Source organism: Bradyrhizobium cajani (assembly GCF_009759665.1).
In the GTDB taxonomy this organism is placed as follows: Bacteria; Pseudomonadota; Alphaproteobacteria; order Rhizobiales; family Xanthobacteraceae; genus Bradyrhizobium; species Bradyrhizobium cajani.
In genome coordinates this window covers 57,462-78,932 of the sequence record NZ_WQNE01000010.1, presented here as the reverse complement: position 1 = coordinate 78,932, position 21,471 = coordinate 57,462, and the positions used below count along the sequence as shown (strand labels likewise).

Genomic DNA, 21,471 nt, shown 5'->3' with positions numbered 1-21,471 from the left:
GGGCACTACCGCGATGAGCGAGCAACGAGCCGTCAGCGCGATCCTGAATACGCTTGGGCTGCTCGGGATCTCGGCAATCCTGGTGGTCGCGTTCACCTATCAGCTTGCGCTCGGCGAATTGCCCTGTCCGCTTTGCTTGCTGCAACGGGCGGGGTTCATTGCGACCGGCATGGGCTTCCTGTTCAACATGCGCTTTGGTGAGAGGCCGTCGCACTACGCGATGATCCTCGTGGCAAGCCTCGTCACCGGATTCATCTCGATCCGGCAGGTGTCGCTGCATCTCGCGCCCGGCGATCCCGGATACGGCTCGACGCTGTTCGGGCTGCACTTCTATACCTGGGCGCTCCTCGCGGCGGTCGGCATCGTCGGCTATGTTGCGCTTGTCTTCATGCTGAAGGATGTGGCCGGCAAGCGAGACGGCGACGCTCCCCTCAAGGGGCCCGCATCGAACGCGGCTTTCGCGATCTTCGCCTTGCTGGTTGCCGCAAATCTGTTGTCCACCGTGCTGGAGTGCGGGGCGGGTCAATGCGACGACAACCCGGTCCGCTATCTCCTGCTCAAGTGAGGTCGGGCCACGCCGTCGCACCGCGCATCCGCCGGTGCGACGGAAGTGGCCTGGACCTCACGCAACCTCGCGCTCCGGCGCGGACGCCTGCTCGCGGGCCATCGTCGTTGCGGTGACATAGTCGGTCTTGCCGGTGCCGAGCAGCGGCACCTTGTCGACCACCATGATCGCCGCGGGCACGGTCAGCTCCGAGGCGCCGATCGCCTTGGCCTGGCCCTGCATCGCGCTGCGCTCGGCATTCTTCTCCGTCGTCAGCAGCACGATGCGCTCGCCCTTGCGCTGGTCCGGGATCGACACGGCGACCGAAGCGGCCTGCGGCCACAGTGCCGTCGCGATGCTCTCGACCGCCGACAGCGAGACCATTTCGCCTGCGATCTTGGCAAAGCGCTTGGCGCGGCCCTTGATGGTGATGAAGCCGGCTGCGTCGATTGCGACGATGTCGCCGGTGTCGTGCCAACCTTCGGCGAGCGGCTCGAGTACGCCGGGATTTTCGGCCCGCAGATATCCGAGCATCACGTTCGGACCGCGCACCGACAGGCGTCCGCCTTCCTCGATGCCGGGGACCGGATCGAGCCTGCTTTCCATCAGCGGCGACAGGCGACCGACGGTGCCGGGGCGGTTGGCCATCGGCGTGTTCATCGCCAGCACCGGCGCCGTCTCGGTGACGCCATAACCTTCGAGGATGCGGATGCCGTAGCGCTCCATGAACACCTGGCGGGTGCGATCCTTGACCGCCTCGGCGCCGGCGATCACCAGACGCAGGGTACGGAAGTCGTAGGCATGCGCCGAGCGCGCATAGCCGGTGAGGAACGTGTCGGTGCCGAACAGGATGGTGGCGCCGGTCTGGTAGATCAGCTCGGGCACGATCCGGTAGTGCAGCGGCGAGGGGTACATGTAGATCGGAATGCCCGCGAGCATCGGCATCATCATTCCGCCGGTCAGCCCGAAGGAGTGGAACACCGGCAGCACGTTGAACACCTTGTCATTGGCGTTGGCGTCGACCCGCGCCAGCGCCTGCGCCGCGTTGGCGAGGATGTTGCGGTGGGACAGCACCACGCCCTTGGGCGTGCCTTCCGAGCCCGATGTGAACAGCACCACGGCCGGATCGTTGGCCTGGCGGACGACGCGCGGCGCGGTGCCGGCGAGCAGGCCCTTGATCTTGTCGCCCACCCCGATCGAGGCGCGGACGTCTTCGAGATAGACGACACGGGCTTCTGCGGAGATCGCCGCCATCAGCTTGTCGAGCTTGCCCTTCTCGATGAAGGCCTTCGACGTCAGCACGGTCTTGACCTGCGCGGCCTTCATCGCGGCGAGGACGTTGACCGGGCCCGCCGAGAAGTTGAGCATCGCCGGCACACGGCCGATGCTTTGCAGCGCCATGAAGACGACGGCGACGCCGGCCGAGTTGGGCAGCAGCACGCCGACATTCTCGCCGGCGATCGTGCCGGCCTCGAGCTTGCGGCTCAAGACCTGCGCGCCGAGGATCAGCTTGCGATAGGTCAGCTTGGTGCCGAGCGCGTCCTCGATGATGACCTTGCCGGTGTCGCGGTCGCGGTAGGCGTGTCCGAGCGCTTCGAACAGGGTGTGATCGAGCATGGCGTTCTTCACCAAGGCGTCGATCATCACGTCCTGAAGCGCGCTGCCGGCGGCATTGCGGCGTGCCTTGCCCTTCAGCGACGGATCGACCGGCAGCTTGACCGGCGGCAGGATGGTGACCGTCACCCGCGGAAACCACGAGCGCTTGATCTGGCTGCTGTTGAGATAGCTGAGATGCGAGCGCTGCGCGCCTTCGATGCGGACCGGCACGACCACGGCGTCGGCCTTGTCTGCGATCATCGCGGTGCCGTCATAGACCTTCATCAGCGAGCCGGAGACGGTGATGCGTCCTTCCGGGAAGATCACGACCGGTTCGCCGGCGGCAACCAGCCTGATCAGGTCGCGTGCGGCCAGCGGCTTGGTCGGGTCCATGGTGTAATGCTTGACCACGCGCAGGAACGGCTTGGCCCACCAGGCCTTGGAGATGCCGGTATCCACCGCGAAGCTCGCGTCGATCGGCAGCACCGCGTGCAGCAGCGGGCCGTCGATCAGGCTGACATGGTTGGGCGCGATCAGCATGCGGGTGCCGGCAGGCGGCAGGTTCTCGAGGCCGCGCACCTCGGTGCGGAACAGGGCGCGGAACAGCAGTCCGCCGAAATCACGCACGCCTTCCTTGCCCCACTTCGTCAGCACGAACCAGACCGCGCCGAAGCTGGCGACGCCGAGGCCGAAGAAGATCCAGCCGACATGCAATCCGCCGGCCTGAAGCAGCGCGACGAACAGCGAGCCGACCACCATGAAGGCGGCCTGGAGCACATTGCCCGCGGCGATGATGCGGGCGCGCTCGGACGGCGCCGACCAGGCCTGGACCGCGGCAAAAGACGGCACGACGAACAATCCGCCGCCGAATGCGAACGCGACGAAGTCGACCAGCATGCGCAGGCCAGCGAATGAGGTCGCGAAATCGACCGCGGTGATGTCCTGCCCCTTGGTGGTCACGCCGATCGCCCATGCGAGATCGAGGCCAGCAAACCCCATGATGATGGCGCCGATCGGCACCAGCGCGAGGTTCGGGCGAACGTGGCTGAGGCTGGCGGCGAACAGCGAGCCGATGGCAATGCCGATCGCGAAGATCGCAAGACACAGCGTTACCACGCCCTCGGTGCCACCCACGACGTCCTTGATCAGTGCCGGCAGCAGCGACAGCACGATGGCGCCGACCAGCCAGAACCAGGACACGATCACGGTGCCGTCCCACAGCCGATGGTCGGCGTGCAAGGTCTTGAGCAGGCTGAGCGTCGAGGTCCAGGGGTTGGCGTTGACGGCCAGATCAGGCGCGGACGGCGTGGTCGCCGGAATCCGGGCGGCGAAGGCCCAGGACAACAGGGCCAGCACGACGACGGCCGATGCGACCCAGCCCATATGCGCGGAGCCGGCCACGAACTGGCCGCCGGCGACGGTGCCGAGCAGGATGGCCATGAAGGTCGCGCCTTCGACCAGCGCGTTGCCCGTGGCAAGCTCGCCGAGCTCGAGCTGGTCGGGCAGCATGGCGTATTTCACCGGGCCGAACAGGGCGGCGATGATGCCGAACAGCGCGAGCGCTGCGAATAGCAGCGGCACCGAATGCAGGAAGAACCCGGCGGCGGCAAAGCAAGCGGCGAAGATCTCCGCGAATTTGAGCCGCCTTGCGACGACCGATTTGATGTATTTGTCGGCGAGCTGGCCGCCGAGACCGGACAGGATGAAATAGGGGAAGATGAAGACGGCGCCTGCCACCGTCACCAGGGCATCGCCGTGGCCGGTCGCGGCACTGTAAAGCAGGATGATGACGAGTGCGTTCTTGAGCACGTTGTCATTGAGCGCCGAGAAGAATTGCGCCCAGAACAGCGGCGCAAAGCGGCGTGACGACATCAATTCCCTGATCATGACCAGTCCTGTTTTGAAAAAGGCAGCCTGAGATTGTTACGTTGTCTGTGAAGCGTCACGACCGGAAGGGTAGGGGACGAACGATGGCAGAGTGACGACGGTTGCCGGTCTGCACTGGTCCCTCGATCCCTCCGATCCTGTTGGTCTCAAAGTGGTCTCGTTAGGTTCGCAAATATCCGGTTGCGGCAAGGTCCGGGCGGAAAAGCCGCCCCTGTCGGGATATCGCGCCCGGCGGTAAGGAAAAGCTGAACCGCATTGCCGAGGGCCCGATGTCGGCTGCGAATGCCGGGACATGGTGAGCCCTTTGTTGCAACCGTCTCTTGCATTCGAGCCGATCCGAACGTGACGGCTGTCCGCCTCACGTGAGATGGGACAGGCGGCGAAAGGGCGAGAGGCGACCGAGCAGGCTGAACCGGCGGCCCTCGTGACGGGCCCGGGCGCGGTTCGCCCGCCACATCCGGAACGTGGCGCGGCGCTCGGTGAGCACGCCGGCAATGTCGCAGGCATTCGCGATGCGATCGACCGGGGCCATGACGAACCGCAGCAGGGCGCGGCCAAATCCGCTCACAAGGGCTGCGGCGTCATCGACGAAGGTGGAGGCGATATCAACAGCGAGGGTTTGCATTTTGCAGGTCTCCGGGTTAATTTGAACAATGTTCACATGAGTAGCTTGAAAATGAACAATGTTCAAGAAGAATCGTTGCGAGACCAGAAAAAAAGTCGGAGGCGGCTCCAGATCCTGGAGATCGCCCGCCGCATCATCGCGACTAAGGGTTTGAGATCATTGAAGGTTCGTGACGTTGCGGAGGCCGCCGGCTGTTCGGTCGGCAGCGTCTATAACGAGTTCGGCGACTTCGACGGGGTGATCCTGACCGTCAATCGGGAGACCGTTCAGGCGCTCACGGTGCGGCTTCGCGGAGTTCCGGCACAGGATCCCGTCCGCCAGCTCTACGGGCTTGCCGCGACCTATCTCGAATTCTTCGCCGAGCACGCCAATTTGCTGCGCTCGCTGTTCGAGCATCGGATGGAGGACGACCGGCCCTATCCGGACGACATCCTTCAGATGGTGATGGACGCCTTCGCGCTGATGCATCCGCCGCTGGTGCGGCTGCTCCCGGATGCGGATGACGTGAAGATCGCGCTGCTGTCGCGCACGCTGTTTTCCGCCGTGCACGGGATCATCTCGCTGGGCCTCGAAGAGCGCATGGTCGCCGTGCCGCCGCAGATGCTGCGCCAGCAGGTCGACCAGTTCGTCGACGTGCATCTCACAGGGCTCGGGATCGCGCCGGTCGGTGCACGGTCATCTTGATGAACGGTCTCCGCCGGCGCCGTTGCGCTGCCGCTACCAGGCGTATCGCAGGCTCGCGGTGCCGGCATAAGTGGTGCTGCGGGCCGCGAACTCGCCGTCGAACTTGGTCGACAGGGTAACGCCGTTCGAGAACTTCAGCTCGGCCCCGGCAGATGCGAGCGCGGCGTCCTTCGCCGGCGTCGCGCCATTGACGATGAAGCTCGCGCCGGGCAGCGCCTGGAACGCGGCGACAAGCGTCGGATCGCTCACCCAATCATGCGCCCAGGCCGCGCGACCGCGCAAGGTGAGGACCGAATTCGGCGAGACCAGCATCGCACGATCGAAGCGCGCGCCGAGTTCGCCGCGCGTGTCGGAGGCGGTGCGTCCCTGATAGGTCAGGCCGAAACCGCTGCCGGCCGGATCAGTCTCGGTATAAGTCGGCGTGCGAAACGCCTGCGCCTGCACCGCCGCGTATGGCGTGACGCCGCCGACTGGGGTCGCGAAGCGGTAGCCGCCCTCGATGCGGCCGCCGACGGTTTGTGCGTCGAACTTCGCGGTGAGCTGGTTGCCGAACGGTGCGAGGCGATCCGTCGACATCCAATGATTGGCCACAGCAAGCGAGGCGGCGAAATAGACCGGGCCCGAACGCACCGCGGTGTAGACGCCGACCTGTAACGCATCGCTCTTGCCGCCGCCGATCGCCTGCGCGAGGTCCCATCTGGTGCCGCCGCCCGAGAGCGCGAAGCCGACGAGCGCATCGCGGCTGAAATGATAGTCGGCACCGGCCGCGACGCCGCCTGTGCGCGCGCTCAGATCATGGCTGCCGATCACGACGGGATCGCCGCTGGTGCGGTTGGTGCCGCCGAACGCCGTGCCCCAGGCCGTCCAGCGCTCGGCAAAGGCCGCTGCTTTCGCAGGCGGCGCACCCAGAACCTTGTTGTAGGCGAGGGCGATATCCGCAGGCAGCGCGGCACGTTCGGGGCTGAAGCCGAGCGCCGTGTCGCCCGCGCCTGTACCCGGGCCGCCGCGTCCGCTCACGAACGGATCGAGCATGAGGCCGAGGAACTGGCCGGTGAATTGGAAGGCGCCCTGCTGCGCGCCGGTCGCAGCTTCGCCCGAGAGCTGGTCCAGATTGTAACGGAGCTGTGCATCGCTCTGGCCCGCGAACGAGGACATGAAAGGCAAATTGGGGCCGAATGCGCTCAGCGCGCCGGCCACGGCCTTCTGGTTCTGCGTCTGGGCGACGGTAGAGAAGGCGGCCGTGTTGTAGTTGAGTGTCAGGAAGACGGAGAACCCGTCATAGCTGAGGGCGGAGGAGAAGAACTGCGGATTATATCCGCTGATCGTCACGCCGGTGAACGTCCCGGTCAGGCCGTTCACCGCGCTGAGGATGGTATATTGCGTCGAGGGGGCGTAGGCGCCCGCAAGCGTGGTGACAGCGACGGTGCCGCCGTTCAGCGTCGCGGTCACGGCGGCAATCTTGTCGGATTGTCCGGCCGCGTTGACGGAGACTGCGTAGGTCGAGCCGGCGTTGAACGTGGTATTGCCGTAGCTCGCGAGCACGCCGAAATTACCGGGTGCGACCCTGCCGCCCGACAACACGGTGAGATCACCGATGGCGCCGTTGCCGCCGAGGGTGCCGCCGCTGACCGTGATCGCAACGTTTGCCATCGCGCCGTCGAGGATGAGGTTGCCGGCCTGGACATTCATGGTCGCCGTGTCCGACGTCGAGCCTGTCAGCGTCCAGGTGGAGCTGCCGGTCTTCTCCAGGACCTCGAATTCCCGAAACTGGTTGCCCGCGCCGAACGTATCGAGGTTGAACACGCCGTTGGCCGTGCCGCCGAATCGCAGCGTATCCGTTCCGTTGCCGCCCAGGACCCACCCCGTGATGCTCGATCCGGAGCGCAGCTCGAAGACATCGTTGCCGTCCTTGAGATCCACGGCCGTGCTGCCGCTGGTCTGGATCGTGCCTGTGTTGATAACGATGTCCTGACTGGCCGAACCGATGATTGCCGTGCCCGAAGCGCTCGAGATCGTGCCGGCGTTGTTGATGATGTTGCCGTCGGCCGCGCCGCTGAGATCGACGGCCGCGACATTGCCGGCATGGACAAAGCCGCCCGACAGGATGTTCACCTGATTGTTCGCCGCGCCGGCACCGATGCTGATGCCGATGGCAATGGGAGCGGCGCTTCCGACTGTACCGGCGATCTCGACGATGTTGTTGTTCGAATTGGCGAGACCAAGTCCCGCCCCTCCGATGGCCGATGATCCAACCGCGGCACCTGCGTCCACCGTTATGGTATTGTTGCCGCCGCCCGTCACCGTGATGCCGTCGCTGTTGACGGACATGATCGACGCGTTGTCGAAGACCCTGATCGCGCTATTGGATGCCGCTTCGAACACAACGCCCGCAAAGGTGGGGTCGTTCAGAGAGGTCAAGGTGCCGTCGCCGATGTTGACGGTGACACCGCTGACCACGGGCGCCGTCTTGACGAGGGTATTGGCCGCGCCGGTGCATGTGATCGAATCGCCTGACTGGAGCGCCGTCTGCGTACCGCTTCCCGTGATCACGCACGCCGCCTCTGCGGGCGCGGCGAACCATGGCAGGGTGCTACCCACGCCAAAAGCGCCGATCGCGGTGCTCAAGAGAAATGCGTGTCGCCGATACGCCTTCGCGCGACGGATCTCCGGCGGCGCAAGCAAACCATTCCAAAGCACCTGCAAACTCCTCTTGCGGCACGGTCCGAGCAGATTCGGGCCGCAACCTTGGCTGGGTGCTATGCTTAGCGGGGGAGGTCCCGGCCATCGTGGACCGGCGCGCAAGGTTGTATGGCGAAATGCGAAAGGCGCAGCCTTTTTGGCGCAATGTGGCTGCGGCGTCACAGAACTGCGCCGTCTCGCCCGCCGCTAACGGATGTCCGCAATTGGATGCCGCGGGTCGAGATGGCGCGGGCGGCTGTCAGCCGCGCGCCACGACGGCTTCGCGCGGCCGGGCTGGAACGACGACGACGTCCGGTCTGCCGCCCTCGGCCTGAACCCGGTTGCGACCCTTTTCCTTGGCGCGATAGCAGGCGGCGTCCGCGCGCCGCATCGCGTCCTCGAGCGTGATGTCGCGGTCGGCGATGCAGGTGACGCCGATGCTGGCGGTCACCGTAAAGCACCGCTCGTCCCAGGCGAAGCTGAACAGTTCGAGCGACCTGCGCAGCCGTTCCGCGATGTCGGCGGCCTTCGAGAGCGGACACTGCGGCAGGATCAGGCCGAATTCGTCGCCGCCGAGCCGCGCCACAAGATCATGTGGCCGCCGGTCCTGCTGCAGCAGGCGCGAGACCTGGCAGAGCAGGCGGTCGCCCGCGAGATGACCAGAGGTGTCGTTGACGCTCTTGAACTGGTCGAGATCGAGCAGGATCAGGCCCAGCGGGCCCGCCGCAACATCCTCCAGCTCGCGTTCCAGGCGCGCCTCGAACGCGCGGCGGTTGGACAGGCCGGTCAGCCAGTCATGCGACGCCTGCCACGCCAGGCGCTCCTTCTCGGCATGCAAGGCATCCTCGAAGGCCTGTCGCTGCAGCACCAATCGTCGCGTGTGCCAGATCAGGAGCAAGATCAGCGTCGCGGCGGTGACGATGTTGATGCAAGTCAGCGTCACCTTGATGGCGCGGGAGCCTTCGCTGAGGACGGTGGAGAACCGTTTGGCATGCACCGTGAACTGAGCGTTGAGCTCCGAGAGCCGCGAGGACAGGAATTGCAGGCGATCGCGGTCCTGAACAGGGCCCTTCTCCAGCTCGGACCGGATCACCTCGCCGAAGACGCTCAACTCCAGCAGCATGGGGTCTGTCGCAGCCCACTCGCGGATCGCTTCCTGAAGAAAGCTGACGCGATTGAAGTGGCGAAACAGCCAGATCAATCCCGGAACGTCGTCGGGATGGTTGCCGCCTTGCAGAAAGCCGATGCGCGCGCTCTCGATGTCGACCGGATCTCGCTCGAGCGCCCACCTCGCGAACTCGTCGCCAATCGGAACGGCGAGGGATGTCTGGTATTGCGCGAACTGGCTCGATTCGCCCGAGTGCAGATAGCGATTGAGGAAATAGACGGCGTTCTTCTGCGATCGCGACCACATCGCTTCGCCCGCGACATAGGCGCGGACGGATGACATCACCTCGAGGCTGAATCCTGCGATCGTCGCCTGAAGCAGGACGACCGTCACGAAAGGCGAGACGAGCTTGATGACATGAAGGAAACTGCGTCCCTTCACTGCACGCGCGGCTCTACGAAACACCCGGAGTTCCCCAATGCGTCAACGACCCAAGCGGAGCGGTCCGCCTGCAACGCAAAGTAGAGGCGAAGGTTGCTTAACTCGACCTGAAAAGCACAGGGCTTGCATCTCAGGGTGAAAGCGCCATGAAGCGGATGAATACTGTTCGTCGCAAATGCCGTGTTGTTGGAGGTGAAAGCCTCATCCACGCGCCGGTATCTCGCATTCGTCCTGCGCGGTTTACCTGATCGAGAGAAATCGGCTGATGGCGCGGCTAGACCAGCACGGGCTTGCGCACGCGGCCGGCGTCGCCGAACACGCGCAGGTATCGTTCGATCTCAGAGGGCAGGCCGGTCGCCTTCTCCGGGTTGTCCGAGAGCTTGACGGCCGGCTGTCCATCGACCGAGGACACCTTGCAGACCAGCGAGATCGGATCGAGATTGAACGAGCCGTCCGGCGTACAGCCGACGAAGTCATTGGTGAGATTGGTGCCCCAGCCGAAGGAGAGCCGCACCCGGCCGGCAAAGTGGTGATAGGTCTCTTCGATCGAGCCGACGTCCATCGCATCGGAAAAGACGAGCAGCTTGTCCCTGGGGTTGCGGCCCTTCTTCTCCCACCAGGCGATGATCTCCTCGCCGGCCTGGATCGGCGGCGCGCTGTCGGGGCGGAAGCCGGTCCAGTCGGCGACCCATTCCGGGGCATCGCGCAGGAAGGCTTTCGTGCCGAAGGCATCGGGCAGTGCGATCAGGAGGTTGCCGCCATAGGTCTGGCGCCATTGGTCGAGGATGCGGTAGGGCGCCCAGCGCAATTCTTCGTCGTCCCTGGCAAGCGCGGCGGCGACCATCGGCAGCTCATGCGCGTTGGTGCCGATGGCCTCGAGATCGTTGTCCATCGCGAGCAGCACGTTGGAGGTGCCGATGAAGGACGATCCCAAGCCTTCCTTCACCGCCTCCACGCACCAGCGCTGCCAGAGAAAGCCGTGGCGGCGGCGGGTGCCGAAGTCGGAGAGCCGCAAACTCTCCAGCTTGCGCAGCCGCTCCACCTTGGTCCACAGCTTGGCCTTGGCGCGGGCGTAGAGCACGTCGAGCTCGAAGCGGCCGCGCCCCTTCATCGCCGCTCGCGAGCGCAGCTCGTTGAGGATGGCGAGCGCCGGAATTTCCCACATCGTGGTGTGGGTCCACGGCCCGTGGAAATGCAGCTCGTACTGGCCGTCGACCTTGCGCAGCTCGTACTCGGGCAGGCGGAATTCGGCGAGCCACCGGATGAAGTCCGCCGAGAACATGTGGGTCTTGCCGTAGAACGTGTTACCGGCCAGCCAGATCAGCTCTTTCTTGGAGAAGCGGATGGTGCGGGCGTGATCAAGCTGGGCGCGCAACTCGCCCTCGTCGATGATCTCGGCAAGCCGCACATGGCGCGAGCGGTTGATGACCGAGAAGGTCACCTGCTGATCCGGGTAGTCCTCCCGAATCATCTGCAACATCAATAGCTTGTAGAAGTCGGTATCCAGCAGGCTGCGGATGATGGGATCCAGCCGCCAGCTGTGATTGTAGGTCCGGCTCGCAATGTCGGTCACTGTCATGAGCCAATTCTAGCGTGGCTCACCCTGCGCAACCAGTGGGTCTGGCGAAGGGCAGGGCATCACCTTGCCCCGGGGGAGTTTACCCTGAATCCTCGTTCAACCGCCCGCGGCCGTCGCAGCGATAGTCTCGAGCTGGCTCCTGATCCAGCGATGGGCCGGGTCCTTCTGGTAGCGCTGGTGCCAGACCATGAACATCGGCAGCTCGGCCAGCGTTCGCGTGCGGGACGCCAGCGGAATCCGCGTTTGCGCAAAGCCGCGCATCACGCCGGCCGCCAGCAGGCTCGGCATGCTCGCCAGCATCTGCGAGCCATGCAGGAACGATGGCACGCCGGAGAAGCTCGGCACGGAGATGGCAATGTCGCGGTGGAAGCCGTTGGCCGCCAGCCGGCGGTCGAAGTCGAGCCGCTCGTTGTCGGTGTAGACGACCGTGATGTGGCGCGCCGCCAGATACGCGCCGCGGCCCGCCGGAGCCGTGCGCGCCCGGGAATCGTAGTAGCAGACGTAATGGTCCCTCAGCAGGCGCTTCTGCACGATGTCGATGCCGGACGGCGGCAACGGCGTGATCAGGACGTCGCAGCGGTTCTCGCGCAGCATCGCGGGCGATGGCGATTGCGAGGGGATCACGCGCAGGCTCAGGCTCTTCACCTGCACGGCGACGTGGTCGAAGAAGCGCGGCAGCAGCAGATCACGCTGGAAATCATTGGCGGCAATCGTCAGCGAAAGCTGTGCGCGCGCCGGCTCGAAGCTGATGCCGCCGGCAAAGCTGCGCATCTCGTCGATCAGTGCGCGCGCTTTCGCGGCCAGCGCCTGGGCATGCGCGGTGGCGACGATGCCGCGGCCGGATTTCGCGAACAGCGGGTCGCCCGCGATCCGCCGCAGCTTGTTGAGCCCATGGCTGACCGCCGATTGCGTCAGGCCGAGCCGCGTCGCGGCTGCCGTCACCGAGCCTTCCTCGAGGACGGCGAGGAACAGTTCGAGGGCGTGGCCGTCGAGGGCCAAATGATCGATTTCCTTCATGGAATTCATTATAATCAATCTATTTATCTTGAGAATAGACCGGCCCATGATCTCCCGATAAGCCGCGCGTCCCCGAGCGGACGCCAGAAGGGAGAGACAACGCCGATGAATGCCCAGGCTCGAATTCCAGCCTTGCAGGATCCTCGCCTCAACCGCCCCGAGCCGTTCTCGCCGCCGCTCGGCGACGGCGGCTTCTTCCAGCGCGACCGTTCCATGCATCCGCCGGCGCATGCGCCCGGCTACAAGTCATCGGTGCTGCGCTCGCCGCGCCAGGCGTTGCTGTCGCTGGAGAACTCGATCTCGGAGATCACGGGACCGGTGTTCGGCCACAACGATCTCGGGCCGCTCGACAACGACCTGATCCGCAACTACGCCAAGGACGGCGATCCGGTCGGCGAGCGCATCATCGTCCACGGCCGCGTGCTCGATGAAACCGGCCGCGGCGTGCCGAACACGCTGGTCGAGTTCTGGCAGGCCAATGCCGGCGGCCGCTACCGGCACAAGAAGGACACGTATCTGGCGCCGATCGATCCGAATTTCGGCGGCTGCGGCCGGGCGCTGACCGACGATACCGGCTACTACTATTTCCGCACGGTGAAGCCGGGGCCCTATCCGTGGCGCAACTACGTCAACAGCTGGCGGCCCGCCCACATCCATTTCTCGGTGTTCGGCTCTGGCTTTGCGCAACGGCTGATCACGCAGATGTACTTCGAGGGCGATCCGCTGATCCCGGTCTGTCCGATCCTGACGACGATCCCGGACAAGGACGCGCTCGACCGCCTCGTGGCGCCGCTCGACCTCAATGCCTCCACGCCGTTCGACTCGCTCGCCTACCGCTTCGACATCGTCCTGCGCGGCCAGCGCTCGACCTATTTCGAAAACCGCCCCGAAGGCAACTGAGGCCAGGAAACCAGTCATGCCGCAGCCGCTCAACTACCTCAAGGAAACCGCTTCGCAGACCGCCGGGCCTTACGTTCATATCGGCCTGATCCCGGCCATGGCGGGCTTCGACATTTTCGAGAAGAACTTCTCCAACGTGCTGGTGACGCCGAACACCAGCGGCGAACGCATCACGCTGGAAGGCAAGGTGCTCGACGGCACCGGCTCACCGTTGCGCGACGTGTTGCTGGAGATATGGCAGGCCAATGCGAGCGGCCGCTACAATCATCCGGCCGATCGCTCGGCTGCGGCTCTGGAAGAGGATTTCCGCGGCTGGGGCCGCGCGGGCTCGGACTTCGACAGCGGCCTCGTCACCTTCGAGACCATCAAGCCGGGCGCCATTACCGACAAAGCGGGGCGCAAATGCGCGCCGCACGTCAATGTCTGGATCGTTGCGCGCGGCATCAACATCGGTCTCAACACGCGCCTCTACTTCTCGGATGAGGAGGCCGCCAACGCCGCCGATCCGGTGCTCAACCTGGTCGAGCCGCCGGTGCGCCGCAAGACGCTGGTCGCCACCCGCAGCGCGCGCGACGGCAAGGTCGTGTATTCCTTCACGATCAATCTTCAGGGGCTGGAGGAGACGGTGTTCTTCGACGTGTGACGATTGGCGATCGTCTCGCCAAATCATTGCACCTGGTCGCCTCGATCGATCGTGCCGCGAACGCCGAATTGTTGCGGCTGCTGACGCATCTCTCGCGATCCCGGCCGCTCGGCCGGCTCGCGCCCGATTCTCGGCTTCAGGTCCGCCAGATCAATGAAGACATCGGCTTGCCGGCGCAGTTCGTCGGCGACCATGGGCGGCTGGCTGGCAAGCGAGGAGATGACCGTCACGCGAACGCCGCGACGTTGCACGGCTTCCACCAGGGAACGAAAACCCCCGTCTCCCGAGAACAACACGATCTGATCGACGTGCTCGGCAAGTTCCATCGCTTTTACTGCGAGGTCGACATCCATGCTGCCCTTCACCTTGCGACGGCCGGTGGTGGCGTCCACGAACTCCCTGGTGAGCTTGGTGACGACGGTATACCCGTTATAGTCGAGCCAGTCGATCAACGGGCGGATTGACGAATATTCCTGATCCTCGATGATGGTCGTGTAGTAGAAGGCCCGCAGCAGCGCACCTCGGCTCCGGAATTCACCGAGCAGGCGCCTGTAATCGACATCGAAACCGAGTGCCTTGGCGGTGGCATAGAAATTGGCGCCATCGATAAAGAGTGCGATCGTCTCGATCGAAGACATTATGCACGAATCCCCAGTTCCGCACGAAGGCCGGCCGGTGCAGCCGCCAGGGTGCGGTATATCGGCCGGAAAACACTGAAGGCGGCGATGGCCTGCTGAAAAAGCGGCGCAGACGACCGGACAGGGATGGCCGTCTTGCGCCAAGGTTAGGGAGGATCCATGCCACCAGCGCCAGGGCGCCGAATGCAGCCACGCTAAGGCGTGCGCATTTCTCGAACAATTGTACGGAGGTAAGGGGACTCTATCCAAAGGGTAGGACCCCATATACGAAGGTAAGTGGCGACGAGCGCCGTCGCGGTTCGCAGCGTAGGCCTCAACCACAGGCGCCCTTGGTCCTTCGTCTGATGCGTCAACCTTCGTCGCCGTGGAGCTGCGTGCGAAAGGCGCGCGGCGACAGCCCGGTGGCTGCGGCATAGACCCGGCTGAAATAAGCGGGGTCCTCGAAGCCGAGAGCATAGGCGATCGTCGAGACCGGCAGGTTGGTGTAGACGAGATTGCGCCGCGCCTCGCGGATCAGCCGGTTGAGGATCAGATGCGAGGCAGTGTCGCCGGTCGCAACCCGCGTGATCCGGTTGAGGTGTGTCGGCGTGATCGACAGGGCCTTGGCGTAGTCCGCGACGCTCCAGCGCTCCAGATGATGCTGCTCCAGCAGCGCTTCGAAGCGGCGAAACAGTCCACTCTCCGCCGTGCCGTTGCCGCCGCTCTCGCTGGTGAGCGCGCGGGCCACCAGCCCGATCATGGCCGCGGACAATGCGCGCAGCACATGCGCGCGGCCGAAATCGCGCGCGGCATGCTCGACGAAGATCTGCTTCATGATGGCGCGGATCTGCGGCGTGCCGCGCACCACGGCCGAGCGCGACAGCGCGCCGCGCAGGCCTTCGGCGACGAGCAGCGCTTCGTCGAGGATTTCCGCGGCAATCGTCAGCACCCAGCCTTGCGTGCCGGGCACGAAGCGGAAGCCGTGGACGTGGCCGACCGGCACGTTGACGATCTGCATCGGCTTCAAGGGCACCACGCGTCCGTCCAGCGTCGCCTCGCCGCCGCCGCGCTCGATCAGCAGCACCTGGTGCAGCCGTGCATGCCGGTGCACGGCCAGCGTCCAGTCGTGCAGCACCGAGCGGGACGCGATGGTCTCGCAATGCACGACATCCGGCAGATCGCCGGACTCGCCGAAGAGATTGTAGACCCGGATTGCCGGGGCAGGGGCTGCGGTTCTCATGTTCGAATAGTACAAGACAAAGACAAAACCCTCCATCGGCTTGCGCGGCGGAACCTGCAAAAAAGTGCCGACGGGAGGACGCGAATGAAGGTTCAGGTCTGCATCATCGGCGGCGGCCCATCCGGCCTGCTGTTGTCCCAGCTTCTGCATCTCAAGGGCATCGACACGGTCGTGCTCGAGAAGTACAGCCGCGACCACGTGCTGGCCCGGATCCGCGCCGGCGTACTCGAGCACGGCTTCGCCAGGCTGATGCGCGAGGCGCAATGCGGCGAGCGGATGGATCGCGAGGGCGAGATCCACAACGGTTTCGAGATCGCCCATGACGGCGTTCTCTCCCACATCGACCTGCACCGGCATTCCGGCGGCAATTCGGTGCTGGTCTACGGCCAGACCGAGCTGACGCGCGATCTCTACGAGGCGCGCGACCGTCTCGGCGGCAAGGTCGTGCACAACGCCGAGGACGTGACGCCGCACGATCTCACCTCGGACAGGCCGTTTGTGACGTATCGTTTGAACGGGGAGATTATCCGGGTCGATTGTGACTACATCGTCGGCGCCGACGGCTTTCACGGCGTCAGCCGCAAGTCGATCCCGAAGGACGTGCTGCGCGAATACGAGAAGGTCTACCCGTTCGGCTGGCTCGGCGTTCTGTCGCGCACGAAGCCGGTGTCGCCCGAGCTGATCTATGCCAAGCACGAGCGCGGCTTTGCGCTCTGCTCGCTGCGCTCACAAGTGTTGAGCCGCTACTATATCCAGGTGCCGCTGACCGAGAAGGTGGAGGACTGGAGCGACGATGCGTTCTGGGCCGAGCTGAAGCGCCGCCTGCCGGACGAGGTCGCCGGCCGCCTGATCACCGGCCCCTCGATCGAGAAGAGCATCGCCCCCCTGCGCAGCTTCGTCGCAGAGCCGATGAGCTACGGCCGCCTGTTCCTCGCCGGCGATGCCGCCCACATCGTGCCGCCGACCGGTGCACGCGGGCTCAACAGCGCCGCATCGGACATCTATTATCTCTACCATGCGATGCTTGGGCATTATCAGCATGGGGACGATTCCGGCCTTGCCGGCTATTCGGCCAAGGCGCTCGCCCGCATCTGGAAGGCGCAGCGCTTCTCCTGGTGGATGACGATGCTGCTGCACCGGTTTCCCGACCGGCTCGAATACGAGGACCGGCTGCAGCAGACGGAGCTGGAATATTTGCTCTCGTCGGAGACGGCGCAGCGCCTGCTTGCGGAGAACTATGTGGGGCTGCCGTTCTAGAGGCGCGCGCTCTTACCCTCCCCTCTAGGGGAGGGTAAGAACCACTACTTTCCCTCCAACGTATTGACCGGCGTCCAGTCCGGCGGCGGTGGATTTGCGCTGAGCGATTTGGCGCGCTTGGCAAACAACGCCGACGCTGGGTCGGTTTTCGCCATCATCTCGAACGCATCGGCCGCCTTCGCAAATTCCCGCGCCCGCCAGCAGGCGAGTCCTTCGGCATAGGCCGCCGCGACCTTCGTCTGCTCGGTGCTCTCCGCGCCGCTCTCGGCCAGCGGCTCGAACACCCTGATCGCCTCGCCGCGCCCCTGCACCCTGATCGCATCGAGCTCGCGCCAGGCGAAAGTGTCACCGGTCTGAGCCATCGTCGTTTCCGACGCCATGATCGCGGTGCCGTAATATTTGTTGGCGCCCTCCAGCCGCGAGGCGACGTTCACGGTGTCGCTCATCACGGTGTAGTTGAAGCGGCGGCGGGAGCCGATATTGCCGACCACGGCTTCGCCGCTGTTGAGCCCGATGCGGTGCGACAGGCCGTGGCCGGCGAAGACGGGATTGCTTGCATTGAGTTCCGCCAGCTTCTCATGGCACTTCAGCGCGGCGCGAACCGCATTGCGCGCGTGTGCCGGATCGTCGGCGGGAGCGCCGAACATGGCGACGATGGAATCGCCGACATATTTGTCGACGTAGCCGCCATGGCCTTCGATGATGTCGGTCATGGCCGACAGATATTCGTTCATCAGCGTCACCAGCTCGCCCGGCGTCATGGTTTCAGCGACGGAGGAGAAGCCGCTGAGGTCGGAGAAGAACATGGTGACGTTGCGCATCTCGCCGCCGAGCGCCGGCATCTTGCCGGACGCGACCATGGTGTCGATCACTTCGGGAGCGAGATAGAAGGCAAAGCTCCTGCGCAGGAAACGCTCGTCGCGGTCGGCCAGCACGAAGCGGTAGCCGATCATCATCGCGAGCGCGGCCAGGCCCGCGAGCACGGGCTCGGTCAAGGGCAGCGCCAGTGCATGCACGAACGCGCCGACGGCAGCGGCCGCGTAAGCCGCGCTGAGGGCGAGCCAGGCGATCACGGCGCCGCTCGGTGCGAGCACGCCGGCCGCGCAGGCGACGATCGCTGCAAACGCGATCGTGAGAATGGTCCGCAGTGGAAAGCCGAGCTCGGTCACCGCGTCGCGCTCGATCAGGTTTCGGACGGCGGCGGCGTGCACGAATACGCCGGCGACATCGCTGCGAGCCTTTGCCGGACTTGCCGGCGCGGGCAGGGCGCACCGCGCCGCCGGCGTCCCGTCATGTCCGCCGGACAGGCGCATCGAGGTGAGCTTGCGGTCCTCGAAATTCAGCACCGTGCCGAGCAGCACGACCTTGCCGTCGAAGGCGCGGCGGAAGAAGTCGCGGTCGCCCTTTTCGACACAGGCACGCAGGTCGGCGAAGGAGAAGGTCGGGACGTCGCGCCCCAGTCCTCGAAAGTTGAGCGTCAGCGTGTTCGGCACCGAGCCTGGGATCGTGTAGCCGGACAACTCCGTTGCGCCCGATGATGCGATCTCAGGCCTTGTACCGAGTGCGCGCGCAGCGAGCTCGACCGCCATCGCGGGGACGGGTTTGCCCGCCACGGAGAAACTCAGTGGCATTCGCCGGATCACGTCGTCGGCATCGGTATGGACGTTGAGGGCGCGGATATTGTTTCGGACCGCCAGTTGCTGTGCGCGGTAGGGCACGTCCGGATGGTCGTTGCTGAGGATTTCGCCGAGCACGAGCTTGCCGGCGTCGGAGATCTGCCGCAGGGCAATCAGATAGTCCCGGTCGAATCCCTTCATGCGGGTGCCGAGCGGCGCCTCGCCAAAAGGAATTTCGGACTGCTCGATCGAACTCGGGAAGATGACGTCGAAGCCGATCACCTTGGCGCCGCCCTCGGTGATGCTTCCTAGCACCCGGCCGATCTCGCGCGTCCAGGTCAGCGTCGGCGAGCCCTTGAAGGGTGGTGTGTCGTAGGTCTCCCCATCGATTGCCACGACGACGACCGGCGAGGTCGCGGGATCGCGGTGGTCGCCGATGAGCTTGCCGCGCATGGCGGTGAGGATGTCGAGCGACAGGCCCTGCAGGGCATACAGCGGCGGGGATGTGAAGATCGCGCCCGCGAGGAGCGCAATCACCATCGCCGCACCGATGTCCCGCCCCCCGATCCGCCGCATCGCGCCGTCGCGGGTCGCCTATTCGAGCCGCAGCAGGCGGCCGACGAGCGGCGTCGGCGACGAGGTGGCGCCGGCGTCGACCTGGAAGGCGTAGCGCTTGGCGCCGAGGATGGCGAGATAGCTGCCGCCTGGGGTCAGCGACTTCCCGGCCTTGGCAAAATCATAGAACCTGCCGTGGACCATGGTGTCGCTCTTGAGCGGCACGCTGATCGTGGGCTCCTTGCCGTCGGTGCGCTCGATCACCAGCGTGCTGCCGCTCTTGGCCTGGACCAGCGGCGCGACGCCATAGATGGTGGGCAGCTTTGCCGGCGCGCCCTTGGCGTCCGACCGCACCGTGCGGAAGGTGGTCGCGGCACTCTGGTTCGCCTCGCGCTCCGATAGTCTTGCTGCGTTGGTGTCGCAGGGCACCTTTTCCCGCTTCACCTCGCCAAGCTGCACGGTGCTCTGCTCGGCGCCGACCAGGACAACGCCTTCGCTGATCGTCTCGCGCTGGCAGGATTTGAGGTAGCTGAGCGTGATGCTGGCCTTGGGCCCGAGCTTGATGATCTTGCCCGGCGCCACATAGTCCATGAACGCAATGCCGTCGACCTTGCCCTGGACGTCTTCGACGATTGCGGCAGGAGTCTGCGCCAAAGCGGGGGCCGCAACACAGAACGCGCCGACAAAGGCGCCGATCAGGCTTTTCATGGGAATTCTCATCCAATTCGACGATGCTCTACCGGTGCCCGTCCTGGTTCGATGCTTAGCAGCGGGGCGCCCAGGCAAGTGTGACCAGAATCACTCTTGGTTATTGGTGCACTTTATCCCGGATAGGTTCAATGTGAACGGGATCTGCGCCCAGGCGGGACTGCCGGCCTGGCGGCGGCTAATGGGGCAGGCCCGCGAGCTGGCGCGGCGCGACCCCGAGCGTCTGTGAGGGGTATTCGCCGAACATGGCCTGGTAGTAGTGGGCGAAGCGGCCAAGCTCGAAGAAGCCCTGCTGCATGGCGACGCTCGCGACTGTCGTCGTGCCGGGTGCGCTCTCGCGCAGAATCGAGTGGGTCACGCACAGGCGCTTGTGCCGCAGGAACGTGACCGGCCCAATGCCGAACACCTCCCGAAATGCGCGATGCAGCGTTCGCCGCGAGACACCAAGCGCGTCGCAAATCTCCGAGATGTGCACCGGGCGCGTGCCGGTTTCCGCCAGATGGTCCTCGACCTTGTGGATCACCCGCCTTGCCGAGGGCAACCATCCGCCATCGTCGGGCGGCAGCGACGAAATGATGTTGGCCGCCATGCACTCCACGATGGATCGCTTCCAGAAGTCGGCGGTCGACGGTGTAAGACCGTCCTTGCTGTGCAGATGCGACATGATCCGGACCAGACGCCGCGAGGCGATCGCGCCACTCGCAGGATCCGCTCGGAAATGTCCGCGGCTGCGCCAGGTGTCGGGGTCGCTCAACCTCGCTTCGCCGCCGAACAGGGACGTCACGTCGTTGAGTTCGAGGCGCATGGCCGCGTAAGCGGATGCGCCGTGGAAGACGCCGTCATGCTCGACCAGCGGCGGAATCACAAGCACGTCGTTGAGCTGCATGTCGAACGACCAGTGGGCGACGCGCTCTTCGGCCGCGAGCAGCATCCCGATGATCAGCTTGTCGTCGCTGGAGATGCGCTGCGTGCGCATGCCGACGTTGAAAGTGCCGATGCTGAGCGAGAAATCGCCGATGCCAATGTGCGACAATGTTCCGCGCAATCGCCCGCGTCCGAGCTGCATGACATCGACATGCGAGCCGTGAACGGCCTGATGAAGGCCTTCGAAGCTGTCGAGCTGACGCGAATCAACCAGCAGGAATTGCCCCATGACCGAACTCTGTTCCTGAAGCGCGACTATTCTGCGGCGGCCGGCAACGAAGCACCACCGGAACGAGAGGTGCGTGCGACGAAACTGACTTCGCGTTTTGAGACAAAGCATCGTAAACTTGACGCGAGAGAGTCGCTGCACAACGCTGCGGATCGAGGAATTTGCGGCATGGGTCGTTAAGCCTGACCGGCCAGTCCGGCGTAGTGGCACAAACTGCACATCACAGCCGCCCAATCTTCGGATACCGTTTACAACCTTGGCGATACTGGCCGGAGGCGCTCCGCGGATTCGGAGCGCAGGCGGCAGCGGTTTGCCGCTTGGTCGAAAAAGTGCGCGCGAAAGGGGAAGAGACGTTGACGCAGTGCGGCGTCCTCGTCTCCAGCCTCGAGCGCCGGGAAGCTTGGCGGCTTCAGGGGACAGTCCGTCGGCATCGGTCCGCAGATCGGATTCATGATCCCGATGTCGGACGGCTACCAGGGGTATCTCAATGTCAGGGGATACAAGGACCTGGAGGTCGAAAACCGTCCGAAAAGCTGGTCGACGTGGGTTACCTTCTCGGTCTCGCAGGCCGCGCCCGCGGCGGCCCCGTCGAAACCGATCGTTCGAAAATACTAGGGGAGGC

General features: G+C 65.0%; 15 protein-coding genes and 1 pseudogene. 6 read left to right on the top strand and 10 right to left on the bottom strand.

What is annotated here, in order from left to right:
* The first annotated feature begins 13 nt into the window (after positions 1-13).
* Entirely contained in the window at positions 14-565 is a 552-nt protein-coding gene (locus GPL20_RS14620; protein WP_246250513.1) for a disulfide bond formation protein B, read from the top strand.
* A gap of 57 nt (positions 566-622) precedes the next feature.
* Here the strand turns inward: GPL20_RS14620 and GPL20_RS14615 are convergent, their stop codons facing one another.
* A complete protein-coding gene (locus tag GPL20_RS14615; RefSeq protein WP_157330167.1) occupies positions 623-4,027 on the bottom strand; it encodes an acyl-[ACP]--phospholipid O-acyltransferase in 3,405 nt (1,134 codons plus the stop codon).
* Positions 4,028-4,703: 676 nt separating this feature from the next.
* Here GPL20_RS14615 and GPL20_RS38830 point away from each other — a divergent pair.
* On the top strand, positions 4,704-5,336 hold the full coding sequence (locus GPL20_RS38830) for a TetR/AcrR family transcriptional regulator (RefSeq protein WP_205751169.1): 633 nt from the start codon (positions 4,704-4,706) through the stop codon (positions 5,334-5,336).
* Positions 5,337-5,369: 33 nt separating this feature from the next.
* Here GPL20_RS38830 and GPL20_RS14605 read toward each other — a convergent pair whose 3' ends face one another.
* The 4 genes from GPL20_RS14605 to GPL20_RS14590 all read right to left on the bottom strand — a co-directional run bounded on the left by GPL20_RS14605 (position 5,370) and on the right by GPL20_RS14590 (position 12,169).
* Positions 5,370-7,886: an autotransporter outer membrane beta-barrel domain-containing protein gene (locus tag GPL20_RS14605; RefSeq protein WP_254126432.1), complete on the bottom strand. Its 2,517-nt coding sequence runs from the start codon at positions 7,884-7,886 to the stop codon at positions 5,370-5,372.
* A 388-nt stretch (positions 7,887-8,274) separates the two neighbouring features.
* Positions 8,275-9,588 carry a GGDEF domain-containing protein gene (locus tag GPL20_RS14600; protein WP_254126430.1) on the bottom strand — a complete coding sequence of 438 codons (1,314 nt, stop codon included), beginning with the start codon at positions 9,586-9,588 and terminating at the stop codon, positions 8,275-8,277.
* 250 nt (positions 9,589-9,838) lie between these two features.
* A complete protein-coding gene (gene pncB, locus GPL20_RS14595; protein WP_157330165.1) occupies positions 9,839-11,143 on the bottom strand; it encodes a nicotinate phosphoribosyltransferase in 1,305 nt (434 codons plus the stop codon).
* A 96-nt stretch (positions 11,144-11,239) separates the two neighbouring features.
* Positions 11,240-12,169: a LysR family transcriptional regulator gene (locus GPL20_RS14590; protein WP_167533028.1), complete on the bottom strand. Its 930-nt coding sequence runs from the start codon at positions 12,167-12,169 to the stop codon at positions 11,240-11,242.
* 96 nt (positions 12,170-12,265) lie between these two features.
* Here GPL20_RS14590 and pcaH point away from each other — a divergent pair, with 96 nt between their 5' ends.
* Together pcaH and pcaG are read left to right on the top strand one after the other, a co-directional pair.
* Positions 12,266-13,060, top strand: coding sequence for a protocatechuate 3,4-dioxygenase subunit beta (gene pcaH, locus GPL20_RS14585; RefSeq protein WP_157330163.1), 795 nt, complete (start codon positions 12,266-12,268; stop codon positions 13,058-13,060).
* Positions 13,061-13,076: 16 nt separating this feature from the next.
* Positions 13,077-13,703, top strand: coding sequence for a protocatechuate 3,4-dioxygenase subunit alpha (gene pcaG, locus GPL20_RS14580; RefSeq protein WP_157330162.1), 627 nt, complete (start codon positions 13,077-13,079; stop codon positions 13,701-13,703).
* A 23-nt stretch (positions 13,704-13,726) separates the two neighbouring features.
* Here pcaG and GPL20_RS14575 read toward each other — a convergent pair whose 3' ends face one another.
* Together GPL20_RS14575 and GPL20_RS14570 are read right to left on the bottom strand one after the other, a co-directional pair.
* Positions 13,727-14,341, bottom strand: a complete 615-nt coding sequence (locus GPL20_RS14575) for a LabA-like NYN domain-containing protein (protein WP_157330161.1) — start codon at positions 14,339-14,341, stop codon at positions 13,727-13,729.
* Positions 14,342-14,690: 349 nt separating this feature from the next.
* Positions 14,691-15,596 (bottom strand): helix-turn-helix domain-containing protein, encoded by a 906-nt coding sequence (locus GPL20_RS14570; protein ID WP_157330160.1) that lies wholly within the window; start codon positions 15,594-15,596, stop codon positions 14,691-14,693.
* Between the two features lie 48 nt (positions 15,597-15,644).
* Between GPL20_RS14570 and pobA the strand changes: the two genes are divergently transcribed.
* A complete protein-coding gene (pobA, locus tag GPL20_RS14565) occupies positions 15,645-16,817 on the top strand; it encodes a 4-hydroxybenzoate 3-monooxygenase (RefSeq protein WP_157330159.1) in 1,173 nt (390 codons plus the stop codon).
* Between the two features lie 44 nt (positions 16,818-16,861).
* On the opposite strand, the gene GPL20_RS14560 is transcribed toward pobA, so the two are convergent.
* From GPL20_RS14560 to GPL20_RS14550, 3 genes are all read right to left on the bottom strand, one after another.
* Positions 16,862-19,009 (bottom strand): adenylate/guanylate cyclase domain-containing protein, encoded by a 2,148-nt coding sequence (locus GPL20_RS14560; protein WP_157330158.1) that lies wholly within the window; start codon positions 19,007-19,009, stop codon positions 16,862-16,864.
* A gap of 18 nt (positions 19,010-19,027) precedes the next feature.
* Positions 19,028-19,696, bottom strand: a complete 669-nt coding sequence (locus tag GPL20_RS14555) for a hypothetical protein (protein WP_167533027.1) — start codon at positions 19,694-19,696, stop codon at positions 19,028-19,030.
* 178 nt (positions 19,697-19,874) lie between these two features.
* A complete protein-coding gene (locus GPL20_RS14550) occupies positions 19,875-20,849 on the bottom strand; it encodes a helix-turn-helix domain-containing protein (protein WP_157330260.1) in 975 nt (324 codons plus the stop codon).
* A gap of 402 nt (positions 20,850-21,251) precedes the next feature.
* On the opposite strand from GPL20_RS14550, the pseudogene GPL20_RS14545 reads away from it, so the two are divergent.
* Positions 21,252-21,464, top strand: a pseudogene (locus GPL20_RS14545) (phenol degradation protein meta); the annotation flags it as partial.
* Positions 21,465-21,471 lie beyond the last annotated feature (7 nt).